Genomic DNA, 16080 nt, shown 5'->3' on the forward strand with positions numbered 1-16080 from the left:
AGAGGACGGGTGCGGCGAGCAGATGGAGTTCCGTGAAGACATCCTGGGTGCCCCCTACGAGGCCGCCGAGCTGACGCTGCGGCCGGACGACGAGGGGCCGGTGTGCGCGACCCTCGTCCGGCGTCCGGCGCCCGGGGCGGAGCGCGCCGTGCTCTACATCCACGGGTACAACGACTACTTCTTCCAGACCAACCTCGCCGACCACTACGCCGCGCTCGGCTTCTCCTTCTACGCCCTCGACCTGCGCAAGTACGGCCGCTCCCTGCGCCCGCACCAGTCGCCGAACTTCGTCCGCGACCTTGCCGAGTACGACGAGGAGATCGACGAGGCGGTCCGGATCATCCGCGAGGTGGACGGGCACCGGCAGCTGCTGCTGAACGGGCACTCCACCGGCGGGCTGATCGGCGCGCTGTGGGCCGCCCGGCGCGCCGGGCGCGGCCTGGTGGACGGGCTGTTCCTCAACTCGCCGTTCCTGTCGATGCCGGCCGGGCCCGCCGTCCGCACCCTCGGCGGCCCCGCCGTCACGGCGCTCGGGCGGCTGGCGCCGACCCGCGTCCTGCCGTCCGCGCTCAACCCGCACTACACCCACAGCCTGCACAAGGACCACCAGGGCGAGTGGGACTTCGACCTCACCCTCAAGCGCCCCGAGAGCTTCCCGCTGTACGCGGGCTGGCTGTCCGCGATCCACCAGGGCCACCGGCGGCTGCACCGGGGACTGGGCATCGACGTGCCGGTGCTGCTGATGGCCTCGACCCGCTCCATCTCCACCACCAAGTGGCACAGCGCGCTGCACCACGCCGACGCCGTGCTGCGCGCCGACGACATCGCCGCGCAGGGGCCGCGGCTGGGCCGGCACGTCACCATCGTGCGGATCAAGGGCGGTATGCACGACCTGGTGCTCTCCGGGGAGGCCGCGCGCACCGAGGTGTTCGCCGAGCTGGACCACTGGCTCGCCGCGTACCTCGACGTCGAGCCCGTCGGAGAGCACGCGTGACCTCCGAGCACGATTCGCGGGACGAGCGGGACGAGCGGGACGAGCCGGTACCGGTCGGCCGCCGGACCGACCTGGGCTTCGCCAAGCTCATGCCCGACCTCGACCGGGACGGCGGCTGGCTGCTCACCCTGGACGGCACCCCGCAGTCCTACGTCGACCTCGCCGACCCCACCCACCTGGAGTTCGAGTACACCCGGCGCCTCGGCCACCTCGCCGACGCCCTCGCCCCCGCCGGGCAGCCGCTGGACGCGCTGCACCTCGGCGGCGGCGCGCTCACCCTGCCCCGCTACCTGGCCGCCACCCGGCCCGGCTCGCGGCAGCGGGTGGTGGAGGTCGACGGGCCGCTGCTGGAACTGGTCGCCGAACACCTGCCCTGGCAGGGCCCCGGCGCGGACATCACCGCGACCGTCGGCGACGCCCGGGCAGCCCTCGCCGAGACCCCGGCCGGCTCGCAGGACCTGGTGATCGCCGACGTCTTCCACGGCTCGCGCACCCCGGCCCACCTCACCTCGGTGGAGTTCCTGCGCCTGGCGGCCGCCGCGCTGCGCCCCGGCGGCTGCTACGCGGCGAACCTGGCGGACGGCCCGCCACTGGCCTTCGCCAAGGCGCAGGCGGCGACGGTGCGCGCGGTGTTCCCGTACGTCTGCCTGGTGGCGGAGGCACCGGTGCTGCGCGGCCGCCGGTACGGCAACATCCTGCTGGCCGGCTCGACCGCGCCGCTGCCGGTGGCCGAGCTGACCCGGCTGCTCGCGGGCGACATCTTCCCGGCCCGGCTCACCGACGGCGACGACCTGGCCGCCCTGGTCGGCCGGACCGCCCCGGTCACCGACGCCGAGGCCACCGACTCCCCGCCCCCGCCGGACGGCGCCTTCAGCATCGGCTGAACCCTCGGCCCCCTCGCGGCCCCTGGCGCGGAAATCCGCTGGTCCGTCCCCGTCCCCGCCGGTAGCCTGCGGGGACGATCAAGGGAGGTGAGCCGGTGCGTCCGCTGCTCCTGCTGGACGTCGACGGACCGCTCAACCCGTGCGCGGCGAAGCCCTACCGGCGGCCCGAGGGCTACCGGACCCACCGGCTGACGACACCACGCTGGGAAGCGGCCGAGCGCCGCCGACTCACCGCCTGGGGCCTTCCCCACAAGGCCCCGAAGCCCCTGCGGGTCTGGCTCAACCCGGCCCACGGCCCGGCCCTCGCCGCGCTGCCCTTCGACCTGGCGTGGGCGACGACGTGGCAGGAGGAGGCCAACACCTTCATCGCCCCCCTGCTCGGGCTGCCCGCCCTGCCGTACCTCCCCTGGTCCGAGCCACAGCCCGAGCCGGACGACGGCGTGTTCTGGAAGACCCCACAGATCGTCACCTGGGCGCAGGGCCGCCCGTTCGCCTGGGTCGACGACCTGATCACGGACGCCGACCGCACCTGGGTCGAAGCCCACCACCCGGCCCCGGCACTCCTCCACCACATCGACCCGAAGGCTGGCCTGACGGCGGAGGACTTCGCCCTCCTGGCGGACTGGTCGAACGGGCTGGGCTGACCGCTGGCCCCGCCACGGCCTCCTGGCGCAGAACGGGGACAGGGCCAGCCGCAGGGGGCGGTCAGGGGCGGTCGAGCAGCAGCTCCACCCCGAGTGCGGCCTGCGTGGACTCGATGTTGTGCTGTGCGGGCAACGGACTTCCCTTGCTGAGGAGTTGGCTGGCCGGGTGCCCCTGCCCACGATACGAGGCAGGGGCACCCTGGTGTCCGGTCAGTGGCTGTCGGGGACCTTGTCGTCGCACGGGGAGCAGTCCGCCCCGTCGATCGCCCACAGCTCCTCGTCGGCGTCGAACCCGTTGCCGCGCAGGAACTCGGCGGTACGGACCACGGTGCCGTCGTTGCGTCGCTGGATCAGCGGGGCGTGGTGCTTGTAGCGGCCGGCGTTGTACGCCTCGCAGACGGCGAAGTGCACCGGCGTGTCCAGCAGGAGCTGGTGCACCCCGATGTCCACGATCTTGCCGACGCCCAGGTGCACCTGCGGGTGTTCCATGGCGGTGATCGTGTAGGCGATGGCGTTGTCGAGGATGCGCTCGGCCATGTTGCGGACCATGGTGTTGTCGCGGAGCAGGAGCGCGATCTCGCGGTCGTACAGGTCGCCGGTGTTGCCGGGGCCCTCGAACACGTTGTACGTCAGCTCCTTGACGTACGGCCGGACCGCGTTGAGGAGCGCGCGGGGATCGCGGAACTCGGTGTCCGCGGGCGCTTCCAGTGCAACGGTCATGGTCCGTTCCTCTCTTCTCGGTGGCGCACTGCCTTCGCCGTGGCGGCGGGGGTGCGTGATAGACCGTAGGGAGGCGGCTACAGGCGGTGCCACAATCTTGCATCGTCTTGCACGGATTCACCCGAGCGCGTGGATTGCCTGCTCAATGAGGGTCCGAGCTTCACGGCCGTGCACCGCCATGCCGGAGAGGGCCTTGAACGCCTTCGAGTACGCGGCGATCTCGGTCGGCGTCGTGATCTTGACGACGGCGGTCAGCAACTCGGCGTCCACCTGCCGATCATCGAACATGTAGAAGGCTTCGAGCGGCCACATCACGCGAGGCGCCCGGAAGGGAATCACCCCGAGACTGACGCGCGGCAGGGCCATGACCTCCAGCAGGTGGCGCAGTTGATCCGCCATGGCCTCATCGTCGCCGAGCGGGTAGTAGAGGACCGTTTCCTCCAGGACGAGCGCGTAGGTGCAGCTTCCCTGATGGAGGCAGCGTCCGCGCTGGAGCCGGCTCTCGACGGCGGCCTCCACATCGTTCGGAGTGTTCTGGAAGGCCGTGATGGTCTCCATCAGCGCACGCGCGTACTCACGGCGCTGGACGATCCCCGGCATGACGTTGGAGCAGTACATACGGATCTGCCGACTGTTCCTGAACAGGGGCAGGATGGCGTCCTGGGCGTGCTTCATCCCCGTGCGGTGGAGGCGCTTCCACTCGACGTACATCTCGTCGGCCGCCCGACTCGCGGCGACCAGGTCCGCGGCCTGGTCCTCCGCGCCGCAGGCTGCGCACCATCGTTGGATGTCGTCAGCTGACGGTGGGGTCTTGGCACCCGCGATGCGTGAGACCTTCGACTCGCTGAAGCCTGTTCGTAGGGCCAGACCATGCCCTGTGAGGCCGGCATCCTGCTGAAGCGCTTTCAATCTCTTGGCGATCGTCTCGCGGGCGCTCTGCGCGCTGGAGGACGGCGACAGGGGCATGATCCGGTAGTCCTGCGTACTGGAATCAGACGGCGAACTTCTCGTGCTCCACGCCGCGCTCCCACACCGCTTCGAAGGCGTTGGCGCAGAGCTCGACCACCGCCGGATCCTCGGAGTACTGCGGGTCCAACGCAGCTCCGGGCCCGTCGAACAGGTTGAAGCGGACAGCGCGCCCGTCCACCAGCCAGAAGTCGTTGCCCGGCAGGGCGAGGCCCGACGCCTCACTGCGGGGCAGCCAGCGCACCTGCTCGCCGATGGCCAGGTTCACGCTGGTGATGTGGCGCTCGTACCGCACGTAGTCCGTCACCGGCACCGACACGACGCGTGCCCGGCGGACCTGGACGCCTCGGGCGACGGTGCGGCGGACGAGGTCGCTCCACCCGCTCCAGTACTCCGAGTCGGGGTCGACATCGACGGCTTCACCACGGTGCCACTTGGCGAGTTCGGTGGCTTCCTCGACGACGCTGTACTGGTCACGCAGTTCCAGGTGCACCGCCGTGCTCCTCGCCGAGTTAAGCATCTCGACGAAGCTGGGAACGCTCTGCCTCATCACACGCCCTCCTGAGAATCGGCACCATTCGGGCCGGAATCCGAAACACTCCCTCGTGCGACGGGATCGTGTTCTCGTGGTCCGGACCGTGGCCGGCCGCGAGCACGCCGGCGATCGACGCCTCGTCGGCGACGTAGCTCTGGACCAGCAAGTCCCCGACCCCCTCGTCCACCCAGACGGTCGGCCTGTTCCCCTGACCGGTCTCCGGGTCGATCCCAAAGAACCGTATCGCCGTGCCCACCCCTCCTGTCACTTCACTTGCGCTACCTTGCATGGCTGTTGGTGCAGGAACAGGATCGCGCGCGGGCCGGATGCCGTGTCAGGCGTTTCACTTTCTGATGAGCAGCCAGCTCAGCGACTTCGAGTCCAGCACTGCGGTAACAACCCTCGGCTCCAAGGCAAGGCCTCGTCCATACCGGCGCTCAAGAAGGAGCGACAGAATCCCGCGCATCGTTACCCAAAGTAGCCGATCGAATCCCTTCTCGACGGTGCCGACCTGTTCTCCGAGGCCGCTGACGCCCGGTGGCGACCTCTGCGGTCTTCTCCCGGGGCACAATGGCATGGTCCGGCAGGGGGGAGGGGCCCATGGGGAAGGCGGACGGACCGCGGGACCGGCGCCCGCGGCGCGGGCCGGCGGCGGGTCAGGTGGTGCGCGGGCTGATCGCCGTGCTGGGGCTGGCGATCGTGGTGTTCGGCTTCGTCCGCTACCACGACGCCTACGACGAGGGCGGGGCCTACCTCGACGCACCCGTCTGCGGTGCCACGGTCGACGGGGCGGCACAGGCGGACTGCCTGCGTCCCGAGAGCGGCCGGGTGACGAAGAAGTGGGTGGACGCCAACAGTGACTCGACCTCGTACCGCCTCGCCGTTCTCCGGGAGAACGCGCCGGGCCGCACCTACACGGTCGACCAGTCGTTCTACGACGCGGTGGACGTCGGCTCGGCCGTGGAGCTGCGCTTCTGGCGGGGCCGGGTGGCCGAGATCATTCACCAGGGGCACCGAACCGACCCGCAGACCACCCCGTGGGCCCTGATGTTCCGGATCGGGCTGCTGGTCGTGGCGGGCACGGCGCTGTTGGCCGGCGGCCTGGCCGGGGCGTTCCTGGAGGCGTGGAGGATGCAGGCGGTGATCCTGGTCCCGCTGTTCCTCCTCACCTGGGGCGTCGGTGCGCGGCTGCTGGCCTGGCGCTGGCCGCAGGCCCTCACCGTGGGCCTGCCGGCGCTGGCCTGGCTGACCGCCGCCGCCCTGGCGACGGCCGTGGCCGTGGTGGCGGCGGAGGACTGAGCGGCCGGGACCGGCTCTGGGCGCAGCTGCGGGTGGGCATCGCGCTGGCCGAGCAGGCCTGGTCCGGGCCCGCTACGGCCTCCTGGCGCAGAACGGGGACAGGGTCAGCCGCAGGGGGCGGTCAGGGGCGGTCGAGCAGCAGCTCCACCCTGTCGAGTGCGGCCTGGGTGGACTCGATCAACTCGCCGTCCCCCTTGGCGATCCGCAGCCGCAGCGCCTCCTGCAGATGGGTCCGGGCCTGCGCGAGGTCACCGCGTTCCATCAGGTGTTTGCCGGTGTGCTGGAGTGCGAAGTCGAGGAGTTCCGGGTGCCGGGTTCGCGCGGTGTCCAGCGCGCTGCGGTAGAGCGCGTCCGCGGTCCGCACGTCACCGGCGTAGCGGTGCGCGTCGGCGAGGTTGAGTCCGGTGGCGACGACGGCCCGGGTGTTGCCCGTCTCCGTGGCGAGGTCGAGCGACTGGCGGAGGAATGTACGGGCCTCCTCGTGGTGGCCCAGGCACAGGTGGCCGATGCCGATCCACCTGGTCAGGAGGCGGGCGCGGGCGGGGTCGGTCCCCTCGGGCAGGGCCCGGAGTTCCCCGTGGAGCCGGCCGACCGCGGTGGTCAGCTCGTTCCGGTCGCTGGGGACCATCCGCAGGTCGTGGTCGTGAGTGATGAGGTGCTCGAGCACGTGGCCCTCCGTCGTTCGGTTCTCCACCCCGTGGGGTGAGAAGTGCCCACGCGGGAGAACGAGTTCGCGCGCTCCAGGTCGCCTGGAAGGCCCGGTCGATGGTTGCCGTCGTAGAGCTCCACGGGTCGGTGAGTCGGCGCGTCGGCGGGAGGGGAGGTGCGGACGGGGTGTCAGAATCGGCGGGTTCATGCCCATGACGGGAACACGGCGGGAACGCGACGGAATGAGTCGGACCGCGACGGGACCACGTCCGAAGGAGCGAGCGATGAGTGGCGGCGGGGAGCGGCCGGAGCTGGGGCAGGTACCGGAGACGGCGCTGTGGACGCTGTGGCACCGGGCGGTGGAGGCGCGGCGGCCGGACACCGTGCTGCCGGACCCGAAGGCGGTCGAGCTGGTGGAGCGGATCGACTACCCGTTCGCGGCGCGGTTCGGGGAGAACGCTCTGGTGAGCCAGCTCCAGGCGTTGCGGGCCGCCTGCTTCGACCGCGAGGTGGCGGACTTCCTGACCCGCTGCCCGCGCGGCACCGTGGTCGGGCTCGGGGACGGCCTGGAGACCCAGGCCTGGCGGGTCGACAACGGGCGGGCGAGCTGGCTGTCGGTGGACTTGCCGGAGACGGTCGCGCTGCGGCGGCGGCTGCTGCCGCCGGACGAGCGGCACCGGATCGTCGCCCACTCGGCCACCGACCCGGGCTGGATGGACGAGGTGGACCCGTCGAACGGGGTGCTGATCAGCACCGAGGGCCTGCTGATGTACCTGCGGCCGCAGGAGGTCCGCGCGCTGATCGCGGCCTGCGCCGAGCGCTTCCCGGGCGGGGCGATGGTGCTGGACGCGGTGCCGCGCTGGTTCAGCCGGCGGGCCGTCGAGGGCAAGCTGCGGGACCGGTACTACCAGGCGCCGCCGATGCCGTTCGGGATGGACGCGGACGAGCGCGGCGAGCTGGCCACCGCGCACCCGGGGGTCACCGACGTGCGCGAGGTGTACCCGGAGGGCGGGCGGTGGCCGGTGAGCGCCCTGCTGCCGTTCGCGCGCCGGATCAAGCAGCGCCCGTCCGTGGTCGCACTGCTTTTTGCCGAATCTTGAAGAAACGGTGGTCGAGCTGGAACCATGGCGCGGGGGCGTACGTCGTAACCACGGGTGATCGGCCGGGGGGACAGGCCGCCCGGCACGTTAGGCTCGTTTCCGGGGGAGCGGCCTGGGTGCCGCCATCGGACGAACTGCCGGGACGGGCACGCGGCTCCAGGGGGAGCGCGGCCGGTCCCGTCCTGCCACGGAGGGACTGGCCTTGCACATCGACGCCTGGATCGAGGGGATTCCGCCGACAGCGGTGTACGCAGTGGTCGGTCTGATCATCGGGCTGGAGTCGCTGGGCATTCCGCTGCCCGGCGAGATCGCCCTGGTCACGGCGTCCCTGATGGCGGTCAAGGGTGTGGTGAGCCCGTGGGGCGTCGCCATCTGCGCGATCGCCGGCGCGATCATCGGCGACTCGATCGGCTACTCGATCGGGCGCAAGGGAGGCAAGCCGCTCTTCGAGAAGCTGGGACGCAAGTTCCCCAAGCACTTCGGGCCCTCCCACCTGGCCACCGCCGAGCGCTCCTTCCAGAAGTGGGGCATGTGGGCGGTCTTCTTCGGCCGGTTCATCGCCCTGCTGCGCATCTTCGCCGGTCCGCTCGCGGGCGCGCTGAAGATGCCGTACTGGAAGTTCCTGATCGCCAACGTGCTGGGCGGCGTGGTCTGGGCCGGCGGCACGACGCTGCTGGTCTACAAGGTCGGCAAGAGCATCGAGCCCTGGCTGGCCCGGTTCTCCTGGGCGGGCCTGGGGGCGGCCCTGGTGATCGGCCTGCTCTCGGCCTGGATCATGAAGCGCCGCGCCGCCAAGACGCACGCCAAGATCGAGGCGGAGGAGGCCGCCAAGGCCGCCGCCGCGACCAAGGAGCCGGTCGCCGACTGACCTCCCGTACGGCCGGTCGTCCGACCGGCCGTCCACAACCACCGTCGTGGTGCCCTCGGGCCCTCGGAGTAGCATCGGCCGGGTAGCTGCCGATCTTGCACTCTGGAGGGCCCGATGTCTTCGCAGCCGACCTGGGACGCCGTGGACGCCTACTTCTCCGAGCAGCTGGTCGGGCACGACCCGGTGCTGGAGGGCGCCACCGCCGCCGCCGACGCGGCCGGGCTGCCGAAGATCGCGGTCGCCCCCAACCAGGGCAAGCTGCTCCACCTGCTGGCACTGACCCAGGGCGCGAAGCGGATCCTGGAGGTCGGCACGCTCGGCGGCTACAGCGCGATCTGGCTGGCCCGGGCGCTGCCCGCGGACGGCACCCTGCTCACCCTGGAGCTGGACCCCCGGCACGCCGAGGTCGCCCGGGGCAACCTGGCGGCCGCCGGCCTGGCCGGGGTCGCCGAGGTACGGGTCGGCCGGGCCGCCGACTCGCTGGCCGCGCTGGTCGAGCAGGGCGTGGAGCCCTTCGACCTGGTCTTCATCGACGCCGACAAGCCGAGCAACCCGGAGTACTTCCGCCGGGCGCTCCAGCTGACCAGGCCCGGCTCGCTGATCATCGTCGACAACGTGGTGCGCGGTGGCGCGGTCGCCGACGCGGACAGCACCGACCCGGCGGTGGTCGGCACCCGGGCGCTGCACGAGCTGATCGCGGCCGAGCCGACGGTCACCGCGACCTCGGTGCAGACGGTCGGCAGCAAGGGCTACGACGGCTTCACCCTGGCCCGCGTCCGGGGCTGAACCAGGGCGCGCGCCGCGAATCACGCGCCGCGAGCACGCGGCGGCGTCGCGACCATGCGGCGGCGGCGCGACGGAACACGAACGCGACAGAACACGGGCGTCGCGACGGAACACGAAGGAAACGGAGACATCGTGCGGATCGGACTGCTGGGAACCGGCCCCTGGGCGGAGCGGGTGCACGCGCCCGTCCTGGCCGAGCACCCCGGGCTGGAGTTCACCGGCGTCTGGGGCCGCCGACCGGAGGCGGCCGAGGCGCTGGGCGCCGCGCACGGCGTGCCCGGGTACGCGGACCTGGACCGGCTGCTGGCCGAGGTGGACGCGGTCTCCATCGCGCTGCCCCCGACCGTCCAGGCGGGCCTCGCCGTGCGGGCCGCCGAGGCGGGCTGCCACCTGCTGCTGGACAAGCCGGTCGCGCTGACGGTGCCGGACGCCGAGGCCGTGGCCGGGGCGGTGCGCGAGCACAAGGTCGCCTCGGTGGTCTTCTTCACCGTGCGCTTCGGCGGCGAGCAGATCCCGTGGATCGAGCGGCAGGCGGAGCTCGGTGGCTGGTTCACCGGCCGCTCGGACTGGCTCGGCTCGGTGTTCGCGCCCGGCAGCACCAGCCCGTACGCGGCCTCGCCGTGGCGGGTCGAGAAGGGCGCGCTGTGGGACGTCGGCCCGCACGCGCTGTCCGTCCTGCTGCCGGTCCTGGGCGACGCGACGCACGTGACGGCGGCGGCCGGCCCGCTGGACACCGTCCACCTGGTGGTACGGCACGCCGGCGGCGCCTCCAGCACACTCGCGCTCAGCCTGACCGCGCCGCTCGCGGCCGGCGGGACGGGTATGGAGCTGCGCGGCGAGCACGGCGTGGTGCAGCTGCCCCCGCGCGGCGAGGGACCGGCCGCGGCGCTGCACCGGGCGCTGGACGCCCTGCGGGCCTCGGCGGCCTCCGGCGAGCCGCACCCGTGCGGGGCGGACTTCGGCCTGCGGGTGGTGGAGATCCTGGTCGGCGCCGAGCGTTCGCTGGCGACCGGCGCCACGGTGGCCGTCTGAGGCCTGCTGTCGGGCAGGGCCCTGACAGTCCCTGACAGGAGGGAAGGACGCCGGGCGGGGCACCCAGGTGCCCCGCCCGGCGTCGTCCGTCAGATGCCGAACGGCGCGGCGTACCGGACGGTGCCCGCGGGCAGCGGGTGGCCGGCGTCCAGGGCGAGGGCCATCAGCGCCTCGTCCGGGACCTCGATGCTCAGGCCGATGCCGTGGGCGGAGGCGCGGGTGAAGCCGAACCGCGGGTAGTAGTCCGGGTGTCCCAGGACGACGACGTGGCGCTCGCCCAGGTCCCGTGCCGCGTCCAGTGCGGCGCGGACGGCGGCGGAGCCGGCGCCGGTGCGCTGGTACGCGGGGAGCACGGCGCACGGGGCCAGGCACAGGGCCGGGACGTCGCCGATGTGGCAGCGGGTCAGCAGGGCGTGGCCGACGGCGGTGCCGTGCTCACCAGTGCCCTGCTCGTCGGTGCCGTGCTCGGTGGTGGCGACGAGGGACAGGCCCTCGATCCAGGAGGCGTCGGCGCGCAGCGCGTCGACGAGGTCGGCCTCGGCGGGAGTCCCGAAGGCGGCGAGGTTGATGTCGCGGATGGTCGGGATGTCGGTGCCGGTCTCGGCACGCGTGATCCAGTTGCGCATGGTGGACGGAGATCCGTTCCTGAGGAGTGTTCGTGCGGGCCCCGCGGGCTCACGCCCCCGGCGAGGCGGGACAGGAGGAGGTCAGGCCGCGGCCCGGGACGTGAGGGAGACCCGGACGCTGCGCATGGCGGCCTTGAGCGCGGTCATCAACCCCACCTCCCTCTTCTTCCTCTGCTCCTGCGTACTCCTGAACGGCACGTACTGCGGACGAGTGTACCCGGTCCGCCCGGGTCGGTCCCGTCCGCCCCGTCCGCCCGGTCCGTCCGGTCCGTCCGCTCAGGCGGGCGGCAGCGGCGGCAGCGATGTCCCCGGCGGCGGGGTCGAGGACGGGCGGCGGTCGGTGGGGCGGCTCGGCGGGATGACGGGGGCGCGGAAGTCGCGCGGGCCGGTCCACAGCGCCGGGACGGCGTCGCTGCGCCGGGCCAGTTCGTACGCCAGCGCCTCGTAGTTGACCCGCCAGCCGTGGAAGTGCGCCCAGGCGTCCTCGACCGGGCGCTCGCGCGGGAACCCGGCCGCGGTGATCATCGCGACGGCGCCCAGGTACTCGGCGTAGGTCAGCCGGATCGGGATGTCCGGGTCCGGGTCCGCTTCGAAGTCGATCCGCAGCGAGCGGCCGATGTCGCGCATCGCGGTGAAGCCGGCCCGGATCACCAGCCGGGCCTCGGGCGGGGCCGAGCGCGGGCAGAGCGCCAGGTGCAGGGCGGCGGCGTCCATCACGGCGATCAGCCCGACCACCCAGCTGCGGTGGGGCTGCGGGGAGCGGAAGGAGAGCAGCACCGGGTAGTTGGAGTGGCTCTCGCCGATGTCGGCGGCCAGCCGCTCCCAGTCCCGGTAGAGCTGGGGGAGCGCCGTCTCGGTGTCCACCAGGGACTGGCGGGCCAGCAGCTCGGGGCCCCAGGCGGGCTCGCCGGCCCGGGACTGCAGCAGGGTCACCTCGGTCTCGCGGCGCTGGTAGGCGGCGTAGAGGGTCGGCAGGTAGGCGATCTGGAGGGCGATGACCAGCGGGCCGCTGGCGGCGGCCAGGAAGTCGATCGCGGAGAGGTGGAGCCGCTCGCCGCTCGCGAAGCCAAGGGTGAACAGGCTGGACCCGGCCTCGCGCACGGACACCGACCAGCTCAGCTCGGAGGTGCCGTGCAGCAACAGGGTGTAGGCGGTCAGCATGCAGCTGAGCCAGACGCCGAGCATGCCGAGGAGCACCAGCGGCGCCAGCCAGGTGAGCGCCCGGTCCTGCGCGAGGTAGCCGCGGTTCGGCCCGGCGGACAGCCGCAGCAGCGTGCGCAGCACCCGCCAGAGCCGCATCACCAGCGCCGAGTAGAGGCCGCGCGGAACGACCAGCGTGCGCAGGATGCTGCCGATGATCAGCAGGAGCAGCAGCGTGCCGAGCGCGGTCTGGATCATCCTCATGGCGCCATTCTGGCGGCACGCCGGGGCTGGCGCGGACCGGGTTCCGCGCGGGCGGCCGTCCGCGGGCTGTTCGTCCACGGTCCGCGGCCCGCCCGTCGGACGCTCACGTCCCACCCGTCGAGCGCAGTATGACCATGATCACACCAAAGCCAGGCATACGTACTGATGTTCTCATCACGTCTATGTGTACGGAGGGTCAGCCCACGAGCGAATCGGAGACCGGACTGTGCGTGCTCAGCAAGACGGCGGGGCCGAAGACGTGGCCGAAGACGGGGCCGGGGAGACGGCCGAGGGCGTGGCCGAGGAGACCGCCGAGAAGACCGCCGGCGAGACCGCCGAGAAGGAGACGCCCGGGCGCCGACGCCGACGTTTCCTGCCGCGCCCGCGCCCCCGACCGTTACGCGGGTCGCGTCCGTTCCGGGGCCGGCGCCCGTCCCTGCGGATCGACTACCCGCGCCGCGGACGGCGCGGCGTCCGCCGCTGGCTCCCGTCCTGGCGGCAGCTGCTGCTGGTGGCCGGGACGGGCGCGGCCGGGCTGAGCGGCTGGCTGCTCTGGTTCTACGCGCACACCGCCGTCCCGGAGGACCTGAACTCCTTCGCCACCCAGCAGAACAACGTCTACTACTGGGCGGACGGCAGCGAGATGGCGCGGATCGGTCCGACCAACCGGCAGGAGGTGCCGCTCGGCCAGGTGCCGGAGCCGGTGCAGTGGGCGGTGCTGGCCGCCGAGAACGAGACCTTCTACGACGACCCGGGCATCTCCGTCACCGGCATCGGGCGCGCCGTCGTCCAGATGGTCACCGGCGGTGAGACCCAGGGCGGATCCACCATCACCCAGCAGTACGTCAAGAACATCTACCTGAACCAGCGCCAGGACATGTCCCGCAAACTCAGCGAGATCGTCATCGCGATCAAGCTGGACGACCGGATGAGCAAGCAGGACATCCTGGCCGGCTACCTCAACACCAGCTGGTTCGGGCGCGGTAGTTACGGCATCGAGCGCGCCGCGGCGGCGTATTACGGCAAGGACGTCTCCCAGCTCGACCCGAGCGAAGGCGCCTTCCTGGCCGCGCTGTTGAAGGGCGCCGGGCAGTACGACCCGGCGGTCAGCGCGGAGAACCGGGAGCGCGCCGAGGAGCGCTGGTCGTGGATCCTGGACCGGATGGTGGAGGTCGGCAAGCTGTCCGCCGCCGAGCGCGCCAAGTACACCGTGTTCCCCGAGCCCAGGCCGCAGCCGAAGTCGGCGGGGCTGAGCGGCCAGACCGGGTACCTGGTGGACATGGCCCGCGCCTACGTGGAGAGCCACAGCGACATCACCCCGGCCCAGTTCGACCTCGGCGGCCACCAGATCCGCACCACCTTCGAGAAGCCGAGGGTCGACGCCCTGGCCGCCGCCGTACGGGAGGGCACCGCGGGGATCGACCCGGACAACCGGGAGGCCGACAAGCTCCTGAAGGTCGGCGCCGCCTCGGTGGCCCCGGACGGCCGGATCGTCGCGCTCTACGGCGGCACCGACTACCTCAAGCAGGGCTTCAACAACGCCAACACCACCACGGTGCCGATCGGTTCGGCCTTCACACCGGTGGTGTACGCCGCCGGGCTCGGCCAGGGAGTGCAGCGCCAACGGGGCGGCGACCGCACCCCGGTGACGCCCGCCACCCCCTACAACGGCGACGACGGGGTGAACGTGATGACCCCGGAAGGGCCGTACTGGGGACGGGACGGGAAGATCGTCAAGACCGCCAACGACGGCAGGCGGAACTGGGGCACGGTCACCCTGCGGAACGCGGTCGAACAGTCCGTCAACGGGCCGCTGATGCAGCTCGGCATGGACGTCGGCCTGGACCGGGTGCAGAAGACCGCCACCGACCTCGGCCTGCTCCCCAACAGCCTGGGCGAACTCGTCCCCGCCCTCGGCGTCGGCAACTCCACCCCCAGCGCCGTCCGCACCGCCGACGCGTACGCCGCCTTCGCGGCCGGCGGCAGCCACACCGACCCGTACTCCGTCCTCAGGATCTCCCGCAACGGCGCCCAGCTCCCCCTGCGCCTGCCCGCCGCCACCCAGGCACTGACCCCGTCGGTCGCGGCCGAGGTGGACGCGGCGCTCAAGGGCTCCGTCCGCGACGGAGCCGCCAAGCCGGCAGCGGAGGCCGGCCCCGGCCTGGCCGCCAAACCCGGCACCACCGCAGACCGTACGGCAGGGTGGTTCGTCGGCTACAACGGGCAGCTGTCGACGGCGGTCACCATCTTCCGCGCGGACCTGAAGGACATGAAGCTGCTCTCCCTCGAAGGCCTCGGCGGCGCCACCCCGGACACCTCCGACGCCGCCCTCCCGACCCGCATCTGGAGCACCTACATGAAGACGGCGGCACAGTAGGCCGGGCCTGTCTGTCAGTGCCGTCTGGTAGACAGAGACCGTGCCGTCTTCTCCCGCCTCCACGGGACACGCGGCGCGGCCCGTCCGAACCAACCAACTCCCCGGGCCCGTCCGGCAGGGGGAGTCGAACCGAGGAGGATGCACGACGTGTCCGTCGTTGCCGTGTACGTCCCCGCCGCTTCGAAGCGGAACTTCGAGATCGGCCTGCGCGAGTCCATATGGGGCTGGAAGCCCGAAACCGCCGAGAAGGCGAACACCCCGGAGGTGCTGGACGGGCTGAAGCCCGGTGACTACGTCCTGTTCGGCCACCGGGGGCCGAACGCCCGTGTCCCCGAGGGGGGCTGGGCCGACGCGGTCCTGCGTGAGCTCGCCGTCGCCCAGGTCACCGGAGCGGTCTACAAGGACGAGGCCACCGTCTGGCCGGACGACGCCTACCCGGTGCGCGTCCGCCTGGACGTTCTGGACCTCGAGGCCACCGTCGAGGGAGGGCAGCTCGGCGCTGCGGCGATGGAGGCCTTCCGGCTCTCCGCCAACAAGCAGGGCACCCCGGTCCCGGTGGCCGACCCCGAGGTGATGACCAGGCTGGTCGACTCCATCGAGCAGCAGCCGATCGCGTCCTCCGACGCTACGGGGCCCACCGCCGCCTGGCACGGCCTGGACACCTCGCAGGACCCGGACCGCTACCTCGAGCTGGGCGACAGCCTGGACCGCCCCGTGGTCGCGCTCGCCCGCCGCGAGCAGGCCCGCGTGCGGCGTGCCAAGTTCAACGGCAGGAGCTCCATCCGCTGCGACCTCTGCGGGCGGGAGCTTCCCCAGGCGCTCGTCCGTGCGGCGCACGTGCGGAAGAGGTCGCAGAGCAACCTCGAGCAGCGCTCCCACCTGGCGAACGTGATGGCCGCCTGTGTGCTCGGCTGCGACGCCCTGTTCGAGGACGGCTACATCAGGGTGTCCTCCGACGGGATCGTGGAGGTGTCGGAGAAGGGCGCGGCCTCCGCCGACCTCCTCGCGGCGGTGAGGGCCCTCGAGGGCAGGCGGTGCACCGCCCACACCCCCGATAGCGCGCAGTACTTCGACTGGCACTGGACCAACTGGGCCGCGCCGTCGGCGGCCGGGGCCGTCCAGGCCGGGCCGGAGACGCCGGCCGGCTGAGCGGACCGCGGGCGCGGACACCCGGCGGCCCACGCCGTCGGGCGTCCG

General features: G+C 72.3%; 16 protein-coding genes. 10 read left to right on the forward strand and 6 right to left on the reverse strand.

Features of this window, described 5'->3' with window-relative positions:
- The first annotated feature begins 22 nt into the window (after positions 1 to 22).
- From ACFY4B_RS12340 to ACFY4B_RS12350, 3 genes are all read left to right on the forward strand, one after another.
- Positions 23 to 994, forward strand: a complete 972-nt coding sequence (locus tag ACFY4B_RS12340; protein ID WP_387967561.1) for an alpha/beta hydrolase — start codon at positions 23 to 25, stop codon at positions 992 to 994.
- A gap of 89 nt (positions 995 to 1083) precedes the next feature.
- Positions 1084 to 1878, forward strand: a complete 795-nt coding sequence (locus ACFY4B_RS12345) for a spermidine synthase (RefSeq protein ID WP_387967663.1) — start codon at positions 1084 to 1086, stop codon at positions 1876 to 1878.
- Between the two features lie 104 nt (positions 1879 to 1982).
- Complete coding sequence (locus ACFY4B_RS12350; RefSeq protein WP_387967665.1) at positions 1983 to 2522, forward strand: hypothetical protein; 540 nt, start codon at positions 1983 to 1985, stop codon at positions 2520 to 2522.
- Between the two features lie 210 nt (positions 2523 to 2732).
- Here the strand turns inward: ACFY4B_RS12350 and ACFY4B_RS12355 are convergent, their stop codons facing one another.
- From ACFY4B_RS12355 to ACFY4B_RS12365, 3 genes are all read right to left on the reverse strand, one after another.
- Positions 2733 to 3242: a hypothetical protein gene (locus tag ACFY4B_RS12355; protein WP_387967563.1), complete on the reverse strand. Its 510-nt coding sequence runs from the start codon at positions 3240 to 3242 to the stop codon at positions 2733 to 2735.
- Between the two features lie 117 nt (positions 3243 to 3359).
- Entirely contained in the window at positions 3360 to 4208 is an 849-nt protein-coding gene (locus ACFY4B_RS12360; RefSeq protein ID WP_387967565.1) for a helix-turn-helix domain-containing protein, read from the reverse strand.
- Positions 4209 to 4233: 25 nt separating this feature from the next.
- The gene (locus ACFY4B_RS12365; RefSeq protein ID WP_387967568.1) at positions 4234 to 4758 is read right to left on the reverse strand and encodes a DUF6879 family protein; all 525 of its coding nucleotides are present in this window, start codon (positions 4756 to 4758) and stop codon (positions 4234 to 4236) included.
- A 585-nt stretch (positions 4759 to 5343) separates the two neighbouring features.
- On the opposite strand from ACFY4B_RS12365, the gene ACFY4B_RS12370 reads away from it, so the two are divergent.
- Positions 5344 to 6042, forward strand: a complete 699-nt coding sequence (locus tag ACFY4B_RS12370; protein WP_387967570.1) for a hypothetical protein — start codon at positions 5344 to 5346, stop codon at positions 6040 to 6042.
- Positions 6043 to 6163: 121 nt separating this feature from the next.
- On the opposite strand, the gene ACFY4B_RS12375 is transcribed toward ACFY4B_RS12370, so the two are convergent.
- A complete protein-coding gene (locus ACFY4B_RS12375) occupies positions 6164 to 6709 on the reverse strand; it encodes a tetratricopeptide repeat protein (protein ID WP_387967572.1) in 546 nt (181 codons plus the stop codon).
- Positions 6710 to 6974: 265 nt separating this feature from the next.
- Here ACFY4B_RS12375 and ACFY4B_RS12380 point away from each other — a divergent pair, with 265 nt between their 5' ends.
- The 4 genes from ACFY4B_RS12380 to ACFY4B_RS12395 all read left to right on the forward strand — a co-directional run bounded on the left by ACFY4B_RS12380 (position 6975) and on the right by ACFY4B_RS12395 (position 10476).
- Positions 6975 to 7790: a class I SAM-dependent methyltransferase gene (locus ACFY4B_RS12380; RefSeq protein WP_074003691.1), complete on the forward strand. Its 816-nt coding sequence runs from the start codon at positions 6975 to 6977 to the stop codon at positions 7788 to 7790.
- A gap of 202 nt (positions 7791 to 7992) precedes the next feature.
- Positions 7993 to 8658: a DedA family protein gene (locus tag ACFY4B_RS12385; RefSeq protein WP_049650679.1), complete on the forward strand. Its 666-nt coding sequence runs from the start codon at positions 7993 to 7995 to the stop codon at positions 8656 to 8658.
- A 114-nt stretch (positions 8659 to 8772) separates the two neighbouring features.
- Positions 8773 to 9444 (forward strand): O-methyltransferase, encoded by a 672-nt coding sequence (locus tag ACFY4B_RS12390; RefSeq protein ID WP_049650680.1) that lies wholly within the window; start codon positions 8773 to 8775, stop codon positions 9442 to 9444.
- 132 nt (positions 9445 to 9576) lie between these two features.
- On the forward strand, positions 9577 to 10476 hold the full coding sequence (locus ACFY4B_RS12395; protein ID WP_387967575.1) for a Gfo/Idh/MocA family protein: 900 nt from the start codon (positions 9577 to 9579) through the stop codon (positions 10474 to 10476).
- Positions 10477 to 10565: 89 nt separating this feature from the next.
- On the opposite strand, the gene ACFY4B_RS12400 is transcribed toward ACFY4B_RS12395, so the two are convergent.
- On the reverse strand, positions 10566 to 11102 hold the full coding sequence (locus ACFY4B_RS12400; RefSeq protein ID WP_074003688.1) for a GNAT family N-acetyltransferase: 537 nt from the start codon (positions 11100 to 11102) through the stop codon (positions 10566 to 10568).
- Positions 11103 to 11378: 276 nt separating this feature from the next.
- Positions 11379 to 12506, reverse strand: a complete 1128-nt coding sequence (locus ACFY4B_RS12405; protein WP_387967577.1) for a hypothetical protein — start codon at positions 12504 to 12506, stop codon at positions 11379 to 11381.
- 259 nt (positions 12507 to 12765) lie between these two features.
- Here ACFY4B_RS12405 and ACFY4B_RS12410 point away from each other — a divergent pair, with 259 nt between their 5' ends.
- Together ACFY4B_RS12410 and ACFY4B_RS12415 are read left to right on the forward strand one after the other, a co-directional pair.
- Positions 12766 to 14883, forward strand: a complete 2118-nt coding sequence (locus ACFY4B_RS12410) for a transglycosylase domain-containing protein (RefSeq protein WP_380739430.1) — start codon at positions 12766 to 12768, stop codon at positions 14881 to 14883.
- A 147-nt stretch (positions 14884 to 15030) separates the two neighbouring features.
- Complete coding sequence (locus ACFY4B_RS12415; protein WP_387967579.1) at positions 15031 to 16032, forward strand: hypothetical protein; 1002 nt, start codon at positions 15031 to 15033, stop codon at positions 16030 to 16032.
- Positions 16033 to 16080 lie beyond the last annotated feature (48 nt).

It is taken from the genome of Kitasatospora sp. NPDC001261, assembly GCF_042896795.1.
Lineage (GTDB): Bacteria > Actinomycetota > Actinomycetes > Streptomycetales > Streptomycetaceae > Kitasatospora.